This window comes from Nocardioides sp. HDW12B (assembly GCF_011299595.1).
In the GTDB taxonomy this organism is placed as follows: domain Bacteria; phylum Actinomycetota; class Actinomycetes; order Propionibacteriales; family Nocardioidaceae; genus Marmoricola_A.
Genome location: NZ_CP049867.1, coordinates 718,917 through 736,481 on the forward strand (window position 1 = coordinate 718,917; position 17,565 = coordinate 736,481).

The window sequence follows — 17,565 nt, forward strand, 5'->3', positions numbered from 1 at the left end:
GGTGGCGTCGAAGCGCGGCGTCGACTGGCACGCCCTCACCGCGGCGGCGACCGGCGCCATGACGCACGCCTACGCGCCGTACTCGCGCTTCCCGGTGGGCGCGGCGGCCCTGGTCGACGACGGCCGGGTGGTGACCGGCTGCAACGTGGAGAACGCCTCCTACGGCCTCGGGCTGTGCGCGGAGTGCGGGCTGGTGTCGGCGCTGCACCTCAGCGGCGGCGGACTGCTCACGCACTTCGTGTGCGTCGACGGCCGCGGCGAGCTGCTGATGCCGTGCGGGCGGTGCCGCCAGCTGCTCTTCGAGAACGGCGGCCCCGACCTGCAGCTGATGCTGGGCCGGGGCGTGGTGACGATGGCCGACATGCTGCCGGACGCCTTCGGCCCGGACGCGCTGGACGCGGTGTCAGGAGAGACCGGTGCGTCCGACCACCACGCTTGACCTGACCGACCCGGACGTCGTCGCCGACCCCTACCCGCACCTCGCGGTCGAGCGGGCGCGGCACCCGGTGGCCTGGCACGAGGCGACGCAGCGCTGGCTGACCTTCGACCACCCCTCCGCAGCGGCCGTGCAGCGGGACCGCCGGCTCGGACGGCTCTGGAGCGACCGCGAGCCGGCGGCGTACCTCGAGCCGTTCAACCTCCTCCACCGCAACCAGATGATGGAGAACGAGCCGCCCGCCCACACCCGGCTGCGCCGTCCCGTGGCGGCCGCCTTCAACCGGGGACACGTCGAGCGGCTGCGGCCCCGGGTGCGGTCGATCGCCGCCGGACTGCTCGACGCGGTCGACCCCGCCGGCTTCGACGTCGTCGCGGAGTACGCCGAGCCGTTGCCGGTGCTCGTGATCGCCGAGCTGCTCGGGGTGCCCGACGACCGCGTGACCTCGCTGCGCGACTGGTCGCAGGCGATCGTGCGGATGTACGAGCCCGCCCCCTCGTCGGGGGTGGTGGCCGCGGCCGTCTCGGCGGCCGACGACTTCGCCGCCTACGTGCGCGCCCTGGTCGCCGAGCGGCGGGAGCGGCCGACCGACGACCTGGTCTCCGACCTCGCCGTGCGTCCGGCCGACGAGCCCGGCGGGCTCAGCGACGACGAGATCGTGGCGTCGGTGGTGCTGCTGCTCAACGCCGGTCACGAGGCGTCGGTCAACGTGCTCGGCAACGGGCTGGTGGCGATGCTGCGGGCGGGCGCGCGCCCGGCCGCGGACGCCGTACCCCTCGCGGTGGAGGAGATGCTGCGCTTCGACTCGGCGCTGCAGCTCTTCGAGCGGACCGCGACGGAGGCGGTCGAGGTCGGCGGGGTGACCGTGGCGCCGGGGGAGCGGATCGCCGCGCTCCTGGGCGCGGCCAACCGCGACCCGGCGGTCTTCGGCGACGCCGACACCTTCGTCGTCGATCGCGACCCGAACCCGCACCTGGCGTTCGGCGTCGGGGTGCACTTCTGCCTCGGGGCGCCGCTGGCGCGCATGGAGCTGGCCGAGTCGCTGACCGCCCTGCTGGACCGCTTCCCACGGCTGCGCCCGGCCGGGGACCCGGTCTCGCGCGGGACGTTCGTGCTGCGGGGGCACCGGGCCGTCCCGGTGTCCGGCGTGTGACAGGGTGAGCCCCATGGGAGAGGCGTTCGACGCGGTCGAGGTGATCATCACCAAGCGTGACGGCGGGGTGCTCAGCGACCCGCAGATCGACTGGGTGGTGGACGCCTACACCCGCGGGGTGGTGGCCGACGAGCAGATGGCCGCGCTGGCGATGGCGATCCTGCTCAACGGGATGTCGCGCGAGGAGATCGTGCGCTGGACCGCCGCTATGATCGCCTCGGGCGAGCGCATGGACTTCTCCGCGCTGTCGCGTCCCACCGCCGACAAGCACTCCACCGGCGGCGTCGGCGACAAGATCACGCTGCCCCTGGCGCCCCTCGTCGCGGCGTGCGGCGTCGCGGTGCCGCAGCTGTCGGGGCGCGGCCTCGGGCACACCGGCGGCACCCTGGACAAGCTCGAGGCCGTCCCCGGCTGGCGGGCCTCGCTGTCCAACGAGGAGATGATGCGCCAGCTGGAGGACGTCGGCGCCGTCATCTGCGCGGCCGGCTCCGGGCTGGCCCCGGCCGACAAGAAGCTCTACGCGCTGCGGGACGTCACGGGCACGGTCGAGGCGATCCCGCTGATCGCCAGCTCGATCATGAGCAAGAAGATCGCCGAGGGCACCGGCTCGCTGGTCCTGGACGTCAAGGTCGGCACCGGTGCCTTCATGAAGGACGAGGCCCGGGCCCGCGAGCTGGCCGAGACGATGGTGGCGCTGGGCACGGACGCCGGGGTGCGCACGGTGGCGCTGCTGACCGACATGTCCACGCCGCTGGGCCGCACCGCCGGCAACGCGCTGGAGGTCCGCGAGTCCGTCGAGGTGCTCGCCGGTGGCGGCCCCGAGGACGTCGTCGAGCTCACCCTCGCGCTGGCCCGCGAGATGCTCGCCGGGGCCGGTCGCGACGACGTCGACCCCGCCGACAAGCTGGCCGACGGCTCGGCCATGGACGCCTGGCGGGCGATGATCAGCGCCCAGGGCGGCGACCCGTCCGCGGAGCTCCCGACCGCCCGCCATACCCAGGTGGTCACGGCACCCGCCAGCGGGGTGGTCACCCGGCTGGACGCGATGGCCGTGGGCCTGGCGGCCTGGCGCCTCGGCGCCGGCCGGGCCTCCCAGGGCGAGCCGGTGCAGGCCGGTGCCGGCGTAGAGATCCACGCCCGCCCGGGCGAGAGCGTGACCGAGGGCCAGCCGCTGCTGACGCTCCACACCGACGACGAGCCGCGCTTCGCCCGTGCGCTGGCCTCGCTCGAGGGTGGCTTCGACATCACCGCCGACGACGGCGGGCCGGCCTACCGCCCGGCGCCGCTCGTCATCGACCGCGTCACCGCTCGCTGACCGGCGGTCGCGTCAGGAGACGCTGCCCCGGAAGGTGTCCAGGATGCAGCCGTCGGAGCCGGCCTGGATCGTGCACCGGGCGGCGTCGCCCTTGACCTGCCCGCCTCCGCTCTCCACCCCGGCGAGGGTCGAGTCGACGACCTGCCACGTGCCCGACGTACGACGCCCGGTGGCGAGGTTGATGCTGGCCTCGTAGGAGACCGTGACGGTCTCCGACCCGCACTGCAGCAGCTTGACCCCGGAGAAGAGCACCGTGCGGGGACCCGTCTCCACGCCGTCGCCCTCGAGGTCGAGCGCGGACGTGCACGAGCTCAGGGGTCCGGTCGCCGAGACGATCGCGCTCGGTCCGGGGACGAACTGGGTGTCGATGACGAACGTCGTCCGGGCGCCGGCGGCTCCGGCCGGTGGCGCCGCCAGGGCGGCGGAGAGGGAGGCCAGCAGCACGCCGGCGACGGTGATGAGGGATCGGTTCACGGGTCGCTCCTCGGGCCAGAGATCCGAGCGTCTCGCGGATGGTGGTTCCGACGCTCCTCCGTCCGCCCCGGGCCGTCCAGCCGAATTCCCGACGGTCTAGCCGACCCGCGGGAGCCTCAGGACAGCAGCAGGACGACCGTCTCGGCGACGCAGGCGGGCTTGTCGGAGCCCTCGGTCTCGATCGTGTACCGCGTGACCAGCTGGGTTCCGGCCTTGGTCTCGCTGACCTCGGCGATGGTGGCGGTGGCGCGCACCTTCGAGCCGACCGGAAGGGGAGCGGGGAAGCGGACCTTGTTGGTGCCGTAGTTCAGCTTGGCGCCGGGGGTGTCGAGGGTGAACAGCTCGCTGGTGAAGAGGGGGAGCAGCGAGAGGGTGAGGTAGCCGTGGACGATGGTGCCGCCGAAGGGGCTGTCCTTCGCGCGCTCGACGTCGACGTGGATCCACTGGTGGTCACCGGTGGCGTCGGCGAAGGCGTTGACACGCTCCTGGTCGACGGTGATCCAGTCGGAGGGACCGATCTCCTCGCCGGTGGCGTTCTCCAGCTCCTCGACCGAGGTGAAGCTGCGCATGGGTGCTCCTTGAGGTGCGTCGTGGTGAAGCCTCTGCTTCGATGGGACCGTGACCGAACCTAGCCGACCCGACCTCGTCGCGCGTGCTCCCAAGGTGCTGCTGCACGACCACCTGGACGGCGGGCTGCGGCCGCGGACCATCCTCGAGATCGCCGACGAGATCGGCCACGAGCTCCCACCCGGCGCCGACACCCCCGAGAGCCTCGGAGCCTGGTTCGTCGAGGCCTGCGACTCCGGCTCGCTGCCGCGCTACCTCGAGACCTTCGACCACACCGTCGCGGTGATGCAGCGCGAGCAGGACGTCCGCCGGGTCGCGCGCGAGTGCGTGCTGGACCTGGCCGCCGACGGCGTCGTCTACGCCGAGGTGCGCTACGCCCCCGAGCAGCACCTCGGGGGCGGCCTGGAGCTGCAGGACGTCGTGGACGCCGTCCGGGAGGGCTTCGCCGAGGGCGAGGCCGAGGCGCGCGACGCGGGCCGTCCGATCGTGGCGCGCCAGCTGGTCACCGCGATGCGTCACCAGGCCCGCTCGCGCGAGATCGCCGAGCTGATGGTCGCCAACCGCGACCGCGGGGTGGTCGGCTTCGACATCGCGGGCGCGGAGGCGGGCTACCCGCCCACGCGTCACCTCGACGCCTTCGAGTACCTCCAGCGCGAGAATGCGCACTTCACCATCCACGCGGGCGAGGCCTTCGGCACGCCGTCGATCTGGCAGGCCCTGCAGTGGTGCGGCGCGGACCGCCTCGGGCACGGCGTACGCATCATCGACGACATCACGGTCGACGAGGACGGGCAGCCGCACCTGGGGCGCCTCGCGGCGTACGTGCGCGACAAGCGGATCCCGCTGGAGATGTGCCCGACGTCGAACCTGCAGACCGGGGCGGCCACGTCGATCGCCGAGCACCCGATCGGCCTGCTGACCCGGCTGCGCTTCCGGGTCACGGTCAACACCGACAACCGGCTGATGAGCGGCACCTCGCAGGGCGGGGAGCTGCAGAAGCTGGTCGACGCGTTCGGGTACGGCGCCGCCGACCTGCGCTGGTTCACCGTCAACGCGATGAAGTCGGCGTTCCTGCACTTCGACCAGCGGCTCGAGCTCATCGAGGGCGTCATCAAGCCCCGGTACGCCGAGCTCGGTGCCTGAGCCTCACGCCGGGGGGACGACGAGGGCGTCGACGAACTGCTCGTAGGCCCGGTCGAGGATCGCGAGCGCCCCGGTGGCGCTGGCCTCGGGTCGCCACGGCCCTGGTTCGTTCGGCCACCGACGGGTGGACGGTTGGGCGACCCCCATGAGGCGGTCGGGTGGTCTAGACCATGACGCGTTCGGGCCATCCGGTGTTTGTGCAGGTGAGCGGCCTGTGAGCCAGGTCACGCGTCGGCATACCAGGTCTGAGCACGTCTGTGTCCAGTTTGTCCGACTTCACCCCGGGGAGGTCTAGCCCAGACAACGGGAGGGCCGTTGCGCGGAAAGGGAGTCATGATTCGAATCTCGAGGAGGGGCCGTCTGGCCTCTGCGATGGTGGGCGCGCTGTCCGCTGCACTGATGGTGCCGACGGCGGCACCGGCGAACGCGGCGGCGGTCTCGACCGCCGAGCGGGCTGCCGCCCCGACCACCCAGGTGGTCATGAAGAACGAGTTCGGCAAGGCGAGGTCGCTGGTCACCGGCACCTTCGGTGCCGCGGGCACCGCCACCGGGACCTTCACGCCCAAGCGCTTCTTCGTCAACGACGACGGCGTGATGATGGTCGCCGGCGTCGTGAAGGCCAAGCTCACGCGGGCCTCCGGCAAGGTCGAGGGCGTCGACAGGCAGCGGGTGCGCACCGAGGTGGTCTCGGCCAACGGCGCCGCGCTCGGCGCGGCACCGGCTGCGGCCGGGGCACGGGCGGCGGCGCAGGCCGCCGAGTGCGACGTGCTCAACCTGGTGCTCGGACCCCTGGACCTGAACCTCCTGGGCCTGCAGGTCTCGCTCGACACGGTCGTGCTCGACATCATCGCCGTCAGCGGTGCCGGCAACCTGCTCGGCAACCTCTTGTGCGCGGTGGCCGGCCTGCTGGATGGTGGACTGCCTGGACTGCTCGGGGAGATCTCCAACATCCTCAACGCGATCCTGGCGATCCTGCGCCTCTGACCGCCCACCGCACCACTGCACCAGACTGACGAAGCCCCCGGACTCACCCCCGATCCGGGGGCTTCGTCCTGCCCGGGCCCGGGCCGCGGGAACCGGCAACGGGCCGCGTGCGTCGGAGGTGAGGGTCGCAGCCGGCGGCCCCCGAACCGGGAGAGAAGTCGATGAACACCTCCGTGACCGTCAGCCTCAGGGCGCTCGTCGCCGCCGTCCTCGTCCTGCTCGTGGTGGTCGCGGCGTACCTGCTGGGTGGTGCCGGCTCGACCGAGGCTGCCGCCACGCCGGTCCCGGCCGCTGCCACGGCCTCGGCGCGCGACCTCGCCCGCGGTCAGGTGCCCGGCACCCTCACCATGACGGGGGAGGGCGAGGCGGTCGGCGTGCCGCACCAGCTCGCCTTTCGTGTCGCGGTGACTCGAAAGGAGCCCACCGTCCCGGCCGCGATGGACGCGGCGTCCAGGACGATGGGCCGTGTCCTGGCGGCGCTGGAGCGGGCCGGGGTCGAGCGCAAGGACGTGCAGTCCACCGGCCTGTCGGTGGACCCGGTCTACGACTACGTCGACTACCGGCCGCCGGTGCTGACCGGTTACCGGGTCAACCAGTCGGTGTCGGTGCTCGTGCGGGACCTCGGCGACGGCGGGGAGGCCATCTCGACCGCCACCCGCACCGGCGGCAATGCCGTCCGGGTCTCCGGCATCGGTCTGCGCATCGGCGACAAGGACGCGCTCCTGGCGACGGCGCGCGACGCCGCGGTCGAGGCCGCCACCGCCAAGGCCGAGCAGTACGCCGCCGCGACCGGCCAGGAGCTCGGCACGGTGCTGACCCTGACGGAGGGCCGCGAGGCGGTCGCCGCCACCCGGGACCAGGTTCGCGGCTACGAGCTGGCCCGCATGGCCGCCGACAGCGCCGGCGCCAACATGGCCGTGCCGATCCGCGCCGGCCGCGAGGACCTGGCCGTCAACGTCTCGATCGTGTGGCAGCTGGTGCCCGCCGCGGACTGAGCGCGGCCGCCCGGCGCGAGCACCGCTCGCCGTACCAGCCGACGACGTGGGGTCGAACCCGCATGTGACGCGAGGGTGGACCCGGACATGTAACCCGAGGGTGGACCCGCTCATGTAACCCGAGGGGGGACCCGCTGGTGGGGCGAGGGTGGACCCGCATGTAACGCGGGGTTATGGACGCCTCGCAAGCCGTGGGCGCCATGCGCGGCGTCCATAACCCCGCGTTACATGTGCTGCTTGTGCTGCTTGCGCTGCATGTGCTGCTTGCGCCGGGGGCTCAGGGTCAGCGGCCGATCGGGTGCCAGACCGTCTTCGTCTCGAGGGTCCAGGTCAGCCGGTCGAGACCGGGATCGAGGGTCCAGTCCTCCTCGGCACCACCGCCGCGACGCACGCGCTTGAGGTTGTCGGCGGCGAGCTCCTCGAGCTCGGCGGCCAGCTCGGCGTCACCGGCGGTGCCGGTCAGGTCGAGGGCGTTGACGTCGCGGTGCGAGGCCAGTGTGGGGAGCGTGTCGCGCAGCGTGCCGGTCAGCACATTGACGACGCCACCGGGCACGTCGGAGGTGGCCAGCACCTCGGCCAGCGTGATCGCCGGCAGGGGCCGCTCGACCGAGGAGGCGACGACGCAGGTGCTGCCCGTGGTGATGACGGGCGCGACCACGCTGACCAGGCCGAGCAACGACGAGCCCTGCGGCGCGGACACAGCGACCACGCCGGTCGGCTCGGGCACCGAGAAGTTGAAGAACGGCGCCGCGACGGGGTTGGTGCCGCCCACGACCTGGGCGACCTTGTCGGCCCAGCCGGCGTACCAGACCAGGCGGTCGACAGCCGTGTCGACCGTGGCCTCGGCCTGCCGCTTGGTCGCGCCCTCGGAGCGCTGCACCTCGTCGACGAACTGGGCACGGCGACCCTCGAGGACCTCGGCCACCCGGTAGAGCACCTGACCCCGGTTGTACGGCGTGCGCGTGCTCCAGCCCTTGAAGGCCGAACGGGCCGCCACGACGGCGTCGCGGGCGTCCTTGCGCGAGGCCGCCGACGCGTTGGCCCAGAAGGCGCCCTTCGCGTCGGTGACCTCGTAGGTGCGACCGGACTCCGAGCGGGGGAAGGCCCCGCCGATGCTCAGCTTGTAGGTCTTGCGGACGTCGATGCGACTCACCTGAGGTAACCCTCCAGACCGTGCCGACCGCCCTCGCGGCCGTAGCCGGACTCCTTGTAGCCGCCGAACGGCGAGGCAGGGTCGAACTTGTTGAACGTGTTGGCCCACACCACGCCGGCGCGCAGCTGGTCGGCCATCCACAGGATGCGCGAGCCCTTGTCGCTCCAGATGCCGGCCGAGAGACCGAAGGGCGTGTTGTTGGCCTTATCGACCGCCTCGCTCGGGGTGCGGAAGGTCAGCACCGACAGCACGGGGCCGAAGATCTCCTCGCGGGCGATGCGGTGCGCCTGGGTCACCCCGGTGAACACGGTGGGGGGGAACCAGAAGCCCTGGGCGGGCAGGTCGCAGGGCGGCGACCAGCCAGCGGCGCCCTCGGACTCACCGACGGCGGCGAGCTCGCGGATCTTGGCGAGCTGCTCGCCGGAGTTGATGGCGCCGACGTCGGTGTTCTTGTCGAGCGGGTCGCCGACCCGCAGCGTCGACATCCGGCGCTTCAGGCGCTCGAGCACCTCGTCGGCGACCGACTCCTGCACCAGCAGGCGCGAGCCGGCGCAGCAGACGTGGCCCTGGTTGAAGAAGATGCCGTTGACGATGCCCTCGACGGCCTGGTCGATCGGGGCGTCGTCGAGCACGATGTTGGCGGCCTTGCCGCCGAGCTCGAGGGTCACCTTCTTGTCGGTGCCGGCCACCGAGCGGGCGATCGAGCGGCCGACCTCGGTGGAGCCGGTGAAGGCGACCTTGTCGACGTCCGGGTGCGCGACGACCGCGCGGCCGGTGTCCCCGGCACCGGTCACGATGTTGACCACGCCCGGGGGCAGGTCGGCCTGCTGGCAGATCTCGGCGAACAGCAGCGCGGTCAGCGGCGTGGTCTCGGCGGGCTTGAGGACCACGGTGTTGCCGGCGGCCAGTGCCGGGGCGACCTTCCAGGCCAGCATGAGCAGCGGGAAGTTCCACGGGATGACCTGGCCCGCGACGCCGAGGGAGGCCGGCGCGCGACCGGCGACGGCGTACTCGAGCTTGTCGGCCCAGCCGGCGTAGTAGAAGAAGTTCGCCGCGACCTGGGGGACGTCGACGTCGCGGGACTCGCGGATCGGCTTGCCGTTGTCGATCGACTCGAGCACAGCGAGCTCGCGGGAGCGCTCCTGGATGATGCGGGCGATGCGGAAGAGGTACTTCCCGCGCTCGCGGCCGCTCAGGCGCGACCAGACCCGGGTGTGGGCGCGGCGGGCGGCCTTGACGGCGCGGTCGACGTCGGACTCGTCGGCCTCGGCGACCTCGGCCAGCACCTCCTCGGTCGACGGGCTGATCGTCTTGAAGGAGCCACCGGCCGCGGGGTCGGTGAACTCGCCGTCGATGAACAGTCCGTAGGAGGACTTGATGTCGACGATCGAGGTCGACTCGGGGGCAGGGGCGTAGTCGAAGGAGACCATCAGTCCACCGTGACGTAGTCGGGGCCGGAGTAGCGGCCGGTGGTCAGCTTGCTGCGCTGCATCAGCAGGTCGTTGAGCAGCGTGGAGGCGCCGAAGCGGAACCAGTCGGGGTCCAGCCAGTCGGGTCCGGCGACCTCGTTGACGGTGACGAGGTACTTGATCGCGTCCTTGGAGGCGCGGATGCCACCGGCGGGCTTGACCCCGACCATGCGGCCGGTGGCCTCGCGGTAGTCGCGCACGGCCTCGAGCATCACCAGGGTCACCGGGAGCGTGGCCGCCGGCTGGATCTTGCCGGTGGAGGTCTTGATGAAGTGGGCGCCGGCCATCATCGCCAGCCAGGAGACCCGGCGGACGTTGTCGTAGGTCTGCAGCTCGCCGGTCTCGAAGATCACTTTGAGGTGCGCGTCCCCACACGCCTCGCGGACCTGGGCGATCTCCTCGAAGACCTGCAGGTAGCGGCCCGAGAGGAACGCGCCGCGGTCGATGACCATGTCGATCTCGTCGGCCCCGGCCTCGACGGCGTCGCGGGTGTCGGCCAGCTTGATGTCCATGGCGGCGCGGCCGCTGGGGAAGGCGGTGGCGACGGCAGCGATGTGGACGCCGGAGCCGCCGAGGGTCTCCTTCGCGACCGGCACCATGTCGGGGTAGACGCAGACGGCCGCCGCGGCCGGGCACGTCGCGTCGGTCGGGTCGGGGCGCATCGCCTTGTTGGCGAGCGCGCGGACCTTGCCGGGGGTGTCGGAGCCCTCGAGCGTGGTCAGGTCGACCATGCGGATGGCGAGGTCGAGCGCCTGGGCCTTGGCGGTGGTCTTGATCGAGCGGGTGCCGAGCATCGCGGCGCGGGCCTCGGCGCCGACCTGGTCGACCCCGGGAAGTCCGTGCAGGAAGCGGCGCAGGGCGGCGTCGGAGGCGGTCACCTCGCGGATGGCCGACGGGTCCATGCCACCGTCTCGGGCTGGCCCCTCGGACGTGCGGGTGAGGGCGGTCATGGGGTCAGTGTCTCAAGCCCCAGAGAACCGGCCAAATCGCCACGGATCGCGTCCAGTCGTCCCGCGGCGGAGATGCGCGCGGCCTCCACCCCGTCCTCCACGTCGGCCTCCACGGCGACGACGACCTCGAGGTAGCACTTGAGCTTCGGCTCGGTCCCCGAGGGGCGTACGACGACCCGGGCACCGTCGGCGAGGGCGAACCGGAGACCGTCGGTGGGAGGCAGCCCGTCGGAGGGGCGGGTCAGGTCGTCGACGCGCTCCACGGCGAGCCCGCCGAGGGCGTCGGGGGGCGTCGCTCGCAGGCGCGCCATCGCGGCGCCGATGAGAGACAGGTCGCTGACGCGCACGCTCAGCTGGTCGGTGGCGTGCAGCCCGTGCCGCCGCGCGATCTCGTCGAGCCGGTCCAGCAGGGTCAGCCCGTCAGCCTTCAGACGTGCGGCGAGGTCGAGGACCAGCAGCCCGGCGGAGATGCCGTCCTTGTCGGCCGCGACATGCGGGGCCACGCAGTAGCCGAGCGCCTCCTCGTAGCCGAACGCCAGGCCCGGCACCCGCCCGATCCACTTGAACCCGGTCAGCGTCTGCTCGTAGGGCTGGCCCGCGTCGGCGGCGATCCTGCCCAGCAGGCTGGAGGACACGATCGACGCGGCGTAGACGCCCTCACGGCCCGACCGCGCCAGGTGGTCGCCGAGCAGCGCGCCCAGCTCGTCGCCGCGCAGCATCCGCCACGGGTGCGGGCTGTCGGGGGTGGGCACGCCCACCGCGCACCGGTCGGCGTCGGGGTCGTGGGCGACGATCAGGTCGGCGCGCTGCTGCTCGGCGAGGGCCAGCGCCAGGTCCATGGCGCCCGGCTCCTCGGGGTTGGGGAAGGCCACGGTCGGGAAGTCCGGGTCGGGCTCGGCCTGCTCGTCGACCGCGTGCGGGCGGGTGAAACCGGTGGCCTCGAGGACGCGGCGCTGGATCGCACCGCCGACCCCGTGCAGCGGGGTGTAGACCGACACGACCTCCCGCGGACCGGCCGGGTCGAGCAGGGAGGCGACGGCGTCGACGTACGCGCCGACGACGGAGTCGTCGAGCCTCTCGCCGGCGTCACCGCGCGGCACGTCCGCCAGCGGTCCGACCGCCGCGATGCGCTCGGCGATGCCGGCGTCGGCGGGCGGCACGATCTGGCTACCGTCGCCGAGGTAGACCTTGTAGCCGTTGTCCTGCGGCGGGTTGTGGCTCGCGGTGACCATCACGCCGGCGACCGCGCCGAGGTGGCGGATCGCGAAGGCCAGCACGGGCGTGGGCAGCGGCTCGGGCAGGACGAGCGCCCGGAAGCCGGCCCCCGTCATCACCTCGGCGGTGTCGCGGGCGAAGACGTCGGAGTTGCGGCGGGCGTCGTACCCGATGACGACGGAGGAGCCGGGGGCGCTGCCCGTGTCGCGCAGGTAGGCCGCCAGCCCGGCCGCCGCGCGGGTGACCACGACCCGGTTCATGCGCATCGGGCCGGCGCCCAGGGCGCCGCGGAGCCCGGCGGTGCCGAACTCCAGCGTCCCGGAGAACCGGTCGGCCAGGTCGGCGCGGGCTGCCTCGGCGGCGTCGCCGTCGCGAGCAGCGGCGTCGGTCAGCGCCTCCAGCTCGGCCCGGGTCTCGGCGTCCGGGTCCTCGGCGGCCCAGCGGCGGGCCCGGTCGAGCAGGTCGTCGGGGTGCTGCGGGGCCACGGCGGTCGGCTGGTCGGTCACGGCAGACCAATCTAGACCCCGCCCACCCCCTCCCCGCGAGACGTCGGTCGTGCCGGCGCCAGACGCCAGTAGGGCCGGCGCGGGAGTGTCAGCGCTTGCGCGCGGTGAAGACCGGGGTCTCGCGGCGGAAGGCCGCCTCGCGGGCGATGCGGGTGTTGGCGTTGACCAGGAGCGCGAGCTGCTCGGCGCGCTCGCGGGCGAAGGTACGGCGCGGCGTGCTGGTCCAGGTGTCGTTGAAGAGCCGCTTCGCGGCGGCGATGGCGTCGGGCGACCGGGACTTGAGCTTCTGGGCCAGCGCGTCGGCCTCGACGAGGGGGTCGGCCGCGAGCTGGGTGACGAGCCCGTAGTCGCGGGCCTGCTCGCCCGAGAAGGTGTCGCCGGTCATCGTCAGCAGCTTGGCGGTGTCCATGCCGACCACCTCGGCCAGGCTGCGGATCCCGGACATGTCGGGGATGAGGCCCCACTTGGCCTCGAGGACCGACCACTGCGCGTCGGGGGTGGAGATGCGGAAGTCCGCGCCGAGCGCGAGCTGCACCCCGCCGCCGTAGCAGTGGCCCTTGATCGCCGCGATGACCGGCACCGGCAGCCGGCGCCAGCCCCACGCGGCCTCCTGGAAGGTGTTGGTGCCGCGCAGTGGGGCGGGCACGAAGGTGCGGGCGATGCGCGCGGGGTTGCGCATCGCGGAGGCGAAGTCGAGGCCGGCGCTGAAGGACTCGCCCGCGCCGGCGAGGATCACCGCGCGCAACGACCGGTCCTGGCGCAGCCGCTTCGAGACCGCGACCAGCTCGCCGAGCATGTCCAGCGTCAGCCCGTTGAGCTTGTCGGGCCGGTCGAGCCACACCTGGGCGACGCCGTCGTCGATGGTGCAGGTGATGTTGTGCGCGCTGGAGCTCGTCATGGGACCAGCCTAGGCGCCCGCCCTGCCGGACGGCCCTCGCCTGGCGGGTCGCGGCCTCAGACGCGGGGGAGCACCGCGGCGAGCAGCTCGCCCATGCGGGTGGCGGCGGAGCGTCCGGCCTCGAGGACCTCCTCGTGGTTCAGCGGCTCCCCGGTCATCCCGGCGGCGGCGTTGGTGACCAGCGACATGCCGAGCACCTCGAGCCCTGCCTGGCGCGCGGCGATGGCCTCCAGCGTGGTCGACATCCCGACCAGGTCGCCGCCGATGGTGCGGATCATGCGGATCTCGGCCGGGGTCTCGTAGTGCGGCCCGGGCAGCTGGACGTAGACGCCCTCGTCGAGGGTCGGGTCCACCTCGCGGCACATCTCGCGGAGCCGCGGGGAGTACAGGTCGGTGAGGTCGACGAACTCCGCGCCCTCGATCGGGCTGGTCGCCGTCAGGTTGAGGTGGTCGGAGATGAGGACCGGCGTGCCCGGCGCCCAGGCCGGGTCGAGGCCCCCGCAGCCGTTGGTGAGCACGACGGCGCGACAGCCGGCGGCCGCCGCGGTGCGGACGCCGTGGACGACGGGGCGCACCCCGAGGCCCTCGTAGAGGTGGGTGCGTCCCAGGAACACGAGCAGGTGCCGGTCGCCGGAGCGGATGGAGCGGATCGTGCCGGCGTGGCCCGCCACCGCGGGCGGGACGAACCCGGGCAGGTCGGTGCTGGAGATCTCGGCCGTCGCCTCGCCAAGCATCTCCGCGGCCGGCACCCAGCCGGACCCCATGACCAGGGCGACGTCGTGACGCTCGACGCCGGTCAGCTCGCGCAGCCGGTCGGCCGCGGCACGGGCCAGTCCGGTCGGGTCGGTCGGGTCGGTCGGGTGCGCGTCGGTGGGGGTGGCGGGGGTGCTGGACATGCGCGTCAGGCTAGTCGAGCCGACGCCCGCCGTACGTCGTGGCCGGTGCGGCCCGCGGCCGGGGGTCAGAGGCCGCTGGAGCGGCAGGGCCGGCGTCGCAGGGCGTTGACGTAGTCGCCCGGGGCGTCGGCGGCCTCGGCGGCGTCGGCGAGGATCCCGAGGTAGGACGCCGACGGCATGCCGCCCTCGTAGGCGTCGAGCACGTAGGTCCAGGCGACGACCTCGCCCAGCATGGTCGCGATGCGGACCTGGATCTTGAGGTAGAGCCCGGTCGCGACGCTCTCCCAGTCGTCCATCTGCGCGACGTCCTCGTCGGTGACGTCGAAGACGGCGACGAAGACCTGCTCGAAGGGGTCCTCGACGATGGTGGCCAGGGAGCCGTCCCAGCCGTACTCCTCACCGCCGAACGTCAGTCGCCACCCCTGCAACCACCCGGTGCTCTGCAGGGGGGAGTGGGGACACCGCTCCATCATGGTGCGGGGATCCATGTTGGGCCCGTAGGCGGCGTACAGCGTCACGGAGCGCAGCGTAGCGACCGGCGCGCCCGAGGGGGCCGGCGCGGATGGGATAGTGGGGCGCGTGACTCACGTGGCGATCATCGGTGGCGGACCCGGCGGCTACGAGGCGGCGCTGGTGGCCGCCCAGCTGGGGGCCCAGGTGACGCTCGTCGACAGCGACGGGATCGGCGGCTCGGCGGTGCTGACCGACTGCGTGCCCAGCAAGACCCTCATCGCCACCGCCGAGGTGATGGCCGACCTCGAGGTCGCCGACGAGCTCGGCATCACCGTCCACGACGCCGAGGGCGACGTCGCCAAGCGGACCACCGTCGACCTCGGGAAGGTCAACCGGCGCGTGCTGAGCCTGGCGCGCGCCCAGTCGCACGACATCGCCGAGCGTCTGGACCGCGACGGGATCCGCCGGGTCGCCGGGCGCGGGCGCCTCGACGGCACGCGCAGTGTGGTCGCCACCCTCGACGACGGCTCGGAGGAGCGCATCGAGGCCGACACCGTGCTCGTCGCCACCGGCGCCGCACCGCGCACGCTGCCCACGGCGCAGCCCGACGGCGAGCGCATCCTGACCTGGGAGCAGGTCTACGACCTCGAGGAGCGGCCCGAGCACCTGATCGTGGTCGGCTCCGGCGTCACCGGCGCCGAGTTCGCCGGCGCCTACAACGCCCTCGGCCTCGAGGTCACGCTCGTCAGCAGCCGCGACCGGGTGCTGCCGGGGGAGGACCCGGACGCCGCGGAGGTGCTCGAGGAGGTCTTCAAGCGCCGGGGCATGACCGTGCTCGGCAAGTCACGCATGGCGTCGGTGACCCGCGACGGCGACCGCGTCACGGTCGCGCTCGAGGACGGCCGCGAGGTGGTCGGCTCGCACTGCCTGCTCGCTCTCGGCTCGGTGCCCAACACCGCCGACATGGGCCTCGAGGAGGCCGGCGTGACGCTGGGCAAGGGCGGCTTCATCGAGGTCGACCGGGTCTCGCGCACCAGCGTGCAGGGCGTGTACGCCGCCGGCGACTGCACCGGCGTCTTCATGCTCGCCTCCGTCGCCGCCATGCAGGGGCGCATCGCCATGTGGCACGCACTGGGTGACGCGGTGTCGCCGCTCGACCTGAGCATCGTGTCCTCCAACGTCTTCACCGCCCCCGAGATCGCCACGGTCGGCTGCTCGCAGAAGGCGGTCGACGAGGGCGAGATCGAGGTCGAGCAGGTCATGCTGCCGCTCGCCACCAACGCCCGGGCCAAGATGCAGGGCGTGCAGGAGGGCTTCGTCAAGATGTTCTGCCGCCCCGGCACCGGGATCGTGGTCGGCGGCGTCGTCGTGGCGCCGCGAGCCAGCGAGCTCATCCACGCGCTGTCGATCGCGGTCGCCGAGAAGCTGACCGTCGACGACCTCGCCCTCACCTTCACCGTCTACCCGTCCATGAGCGGGTCGGTGGCCGAGGCGGCACGGCGCCTGCACCACGTGCGCTGACGACGCTCCCCACAGCGCAGGGACCCTGCCCGCCCCGGCCTCGGGGCGGTCGCTCCGGCCTGTCCGGCCGGGGATCGCCTAGTCAAATCCAGGCGCTTTGTCACGCAGGCGCGCCGAAGTGCTTATGCTCGCTGAGTCACTCCAGTCACACGACTCACACCCGGAGCCCGCATGCGTCTGTCGTCCCTCGTCCTGGCCAGCGCCGCGCTGATGGTTCTGCCGACCCTGCCGGGGCTCGTCGACGGAGGCGGCTCCGCCTCGGCGATGACCGGCACTGCCGACCGCGGCACCGCGAGCGCCAGCCGGGTCGCGGTCAGCCAGAGCTACCCCGTGCCCGGCTCGGGGCGCTACACCGTGCGTGGCCACGGCTACGGCCACGGCCACGGGATGTCGCAGTTCGGCGCCCAGGGCGCCGCGCTGAAGGGCCTGCGGCACGAGGAGATCCTCCGGTTCTACTACCCGGGCACCGAGGTGGGGACCGCGCCGAAGAAGGTCCGGGTGCTCATCACCGGTGACACGAGCTCCGACCTCGTCGTGGTGCACCAGGACGCGCTCCAGCTGCGCGACCGCGGAGCGGGCACGACGTACGACCTGCCCGACAACGTCGGGGCCACCCGCTGGCGGGTCGACGTCGGCTCGGGCAACAGCGACGTCGTCGACTACTGGACCGGCAGCACCTGGCGGCGCTGGCAGCCGGGCGGACGCGCGGCGCTGGTCGGCGAGGGCGAGTTCCGCACCGACGGCCGCCCGATCACGCTGGTCAAGCCGAGCGGCACCACGACGTACCGCGGCTGGCTGCGCGCGGCGCGGCCCAGCCCGAGCTCGACCAGCCGCGACACCGTGAACGTCGTGGCGATGGACGACTACGTCAAGGGCGTGGTGCCGTCGGAGGTCTACACCTCCTGGCACGCGCAGGCGCTGCAGGCGCAGTCGGTGGCCGCGCGCACCTACGCGACCTTCGAGCGTGCCTACTACGCCGACCGGTACTACCAGATCTGCGACACCAGCTCCTGCCAGGTCTACGGCGGGGTCGACAAGGAGGTGGCGAGCACCAGCGCCGCCGTCGAGGCGACCGCCCGCAAGATCCTGACCTACCGGGGCGCCCCGGCGTTCACGCAGTTCTCCTCCAGCTCTGGCGGCTGGACCTCGGCGGGCTCGAAGCCCTACCTGGTGGCGAAGGCCGACCCCTACGACGACCACCCCGGCAACATCGTCCACGACTGGTCGGTCGCGCTGACCGCGAGCCGGATCCAGGACCGCTACCCCTCGATCGGGCGGCTGCAGCGCATCCACGTCACCGCCCGTGATGGCAACGGCGAGTGGCGCGGCCGCATCCTCACCCTCGTCCTCGACGGCAGCCGCACCAACGTCACCATCTCCGGCGACACCTTCCGCTCCGCCTTCGGTCTCCGGTCCACCTGGCTGACCTTCTGAGGA

The 17,565-nt window shown here is 72.9% G+C and carries 18 protein-coding genes; 8 read left to right on the forward strand and 10 right to left on the reverse strand.

Going from position 1 to position 17,565, the window contains the following annotated elements:
• Nucleotide 1: 1 nt before the first annotated feature.
• Genes G7072_RS03370 through G7072_RS03380 form a run of 3 tightly spaced genes read left to right on the forward strand, consistent with a single transcriptional unit; the run spans nt 2 to nt 2,904 of the window.
• Nucleotides 2-439 carry a cytidine deaminase gene (locus G7072_RS03370; RefSeq protein ID WP_166084236.1) on the forward strand — a complete coding sequence of 146 codons (438 nt, stop codon included), beginning with the start codon at nt 2-4 and terminating at the stop codon, nt 437-439.
• Entirely contained in the window at nt 417-1,589 is a 1,173-nt protein-coding gene (locus G7072_RS03375; protein WP_166084237.1) for a cytochrome P450, read from the forward strand. Before G7072_RS03370 ends, G7072_RS03375 begins: the two co-directional genes overlap by 23 nt.
• Nucleotides 1,590-1,602: 13 nt before the next feature.
• Nucleotides 1,603-2,904, forward strand: coding sequence for a thymidine phosphorylase (locus tag G7072_RS03380; protein ID WP_166084238.1), 1,302 nt, complete (start codon nt 1,603-1,605; stop codon nt 2,902-2,904).
• A gap of 12 nt (nt 2,905-2,916) precedes the next feature.
• Here G7072_RS03380 and G7072_RS03385 read toward each other — a convergent pair whose 3' ends face one another.
• Together G7072_RS03385 and G7072_RS03390 are read right to left on the reverse strand one after the other, a co-directional pair.
• Complete coding sequence (locus G7072_RS03385; RefSeq protein ID WP_166084239.1) at nt 2,917-3,378, reverse strand: hypothetical protein; 462 nt, start codon at nt 3,376-3,378, stop codon at nt 2,917-2,919.
• A 116-nt stretch (nt 3,379-3,494) separates the two neighbouring features.
• Nucleotides 3,495-3,947 carry a MaoC family dehydratase gene (locus G7072_RS03390; RefSeq protein ID WP_166084240.1) on the reverse strand — a complete coding sequence of 151 codons (453 nt, stop codon included), beginning with the start codon at nt 3,945-3,947 and terminating at the stop codon, nt 3,495-3,497.
• Between the two features lie 49 nt (nt 3,948-3,996).
• Here G7072_RS03390 and G7072_RS03395 point away from each other — a divergent pair, with 49 nt between their 5' ends.
• Nucleotides 3,997-5,088, forward strand: a complete 1,092-nt coding sequence (locus tag G7072_RS03395; protein ID WP_166084241.1) for an adenosine deaminase — start codon at nt 3,997-3,999, stop codon at nt 5,086-5,088.
• Between the two features lie 3 nt (nt 5,089-5,091).
• On the opposite strand, the gene G7072_RS03400 is transcribed toward G7072_RS03395, so the two are convergent.
• Entirely contained in the window at nt 5,092-5,235 is a 144-nt protein-coding gene (locus tag G7072_RS03400) for a hypothetical protein (protein WP_166084242.1), read from the reverse strand.
• Between the two features lie 252 nt (nt 5,236-5,487).
• Between G7072_RS03400 and G7072_RS03405 the strand changes: the two genes are divergently transcribed.
• On the forward strand, nt 5,488-6,072 hold the full coding sequence (locus G7072_RS03405; protein ID WP_166084243.1) for an ABC transporter substrate-binding protein: 585 nt from the start codon (nt 5,488-5,490) through the stop codon (nt 6,070-6,072).
• Between the two features lie 161 nt (nt 6,073-6,233).
• The gene (locus tag G7072_RS03410; RefSeq protein ID WP_166084244.1) at nt 6,234-7,067 is read left to right on the forward strand and encodes an SIMPL domain-containing protein; all 834 of its coding nucleotides are present in this window, start codon (nt 6,234-6,236) and stop codon (nt 7,065-7,067) included.
• 283 nt (nt 7,068-7,350) lie between these two features.
• Here G7072_RS03410 and G7072_RS03415 read toward each other — a convergent pair whose 3' ends face one another.
• The 7 genes from G7072_RS03415 to G7072_RS03445 form a co-directional block, all read right to left on the reverse strand.
• Entirely contained in the window at nt 7,351-8,220 is an 870-nt protein-coding gene (locus G7072_RS03415; RefSeq protein WP_166084246.1) for an aldehyde dehydrogenase family protein, read from the reverse strand.
• On the reverse strand, nt 8,217-9,650 hold the full coding sequence (locus G7072_RS03420) for an aldehyde dehydrogenase family protein (protein WP_166084247.1): 1,434 nt from the start codon (nt 9,648-9,650) through the stop codon (nt 8,217-8,219). Before G7072_RS03420 ends, G7072_RS03415 begins: the two co-directional genes overlap by 4 nt.
• Nucleotides 9,650-10,639 carry a deoxyribose-phosphate aldolase gene (gene deoC, locus G7072_RS03425; protein WP_240917129.1) on the reverse strand — a complete coding sequence of 330 codons (990 nt, stop codon included), beginning with the start codon at nt 10,637-10,639 and terminating at the stop codon, nt 9,650-9,652. Before deoC ends, G7072_RS03420 begins: the two co-directional genes overlap by 1 nt.
• The gene (locus G7072_RS03430) at nt 10,636-12,360 is read right to left on the reverse strand and encodes a phospho-sugar mutase (RefSeq protein ID WP_240917130.1); all 1,725 of its coding nucleotides are present in this window, start codon (nt 12,358-12,360) and stop codon (nt 10,636-10,638) included. Before G7072_RS03430 ends, deoC begins: the two co-directional genes overlap by 4 nt.
• 88 nt (nt 12,361-12,448) lie before the next feature.
• Nucleotides 12,449-13,258 (reverse strand): crotonase/enoyl-CoA hydratase family protein, encoded by an 810-nt coding sequence (locus G7072_RS03435; protein ID WP_166084248.1) that lies wholly within the window; start codon nt 13,256-13,258, stop codon nt 12,449-12,451.
• Nucleotides 13,259-13,314: 56 nt separating this feature from the next.
• Entirely contained in the window at nt 13,315-14,154 is an 840-nt protein-coding gene (locus G7072_RS03440; RefSeq protein ID WP_166084249.1) for a purine-nucleoside phosphorylase, read from the reverse strand.
• 65 nt (nt 14,155-14,219) lie between these two features.
• A complete protein-coding gene (locus G7072_RS03445; protein ID WP_166084250.1) occupies nt 14,220-14,672 on the reverse strand; it encodes a gamma-glutamylcyclotransferase in 453 nt (150 codons plus the stop codon).
• Between the two features lie 61 nt (nt 14,673-14,733).
• Here G7072_RS03445 and G7072_RS03450 point away from each other — a divergent pair, with 61 nt between their 5' ends.
• On the forward strand, nt 14,734-16,128 hold the full coding sequence (locus G7072_RS03450) for an NAD(P)H-quinone dehydrogenase (protein WP_206063262.1): 1,395 nt from the start codon (nt 14,734-14,736) through the stop codon (nt 16,126-16,128).
• Nucleotides 16,129-16,299: 171 nt separating this feature from the next.
• The gene (locus G7072_RS03455; protein ID WP_166084252.1) at nt 16,300-17,562 is read left to right on the forward strand and encodes a SpoIID/LytB domain-containing protein; all 1,263 of its coding nucleotides are present in this window, start codon (nt 16,300-16,302) and stop codon (nt 17,560-17,562) included.
• Nucleotides 17,563-17,565 lie beyond the last annotated feature (3 nt).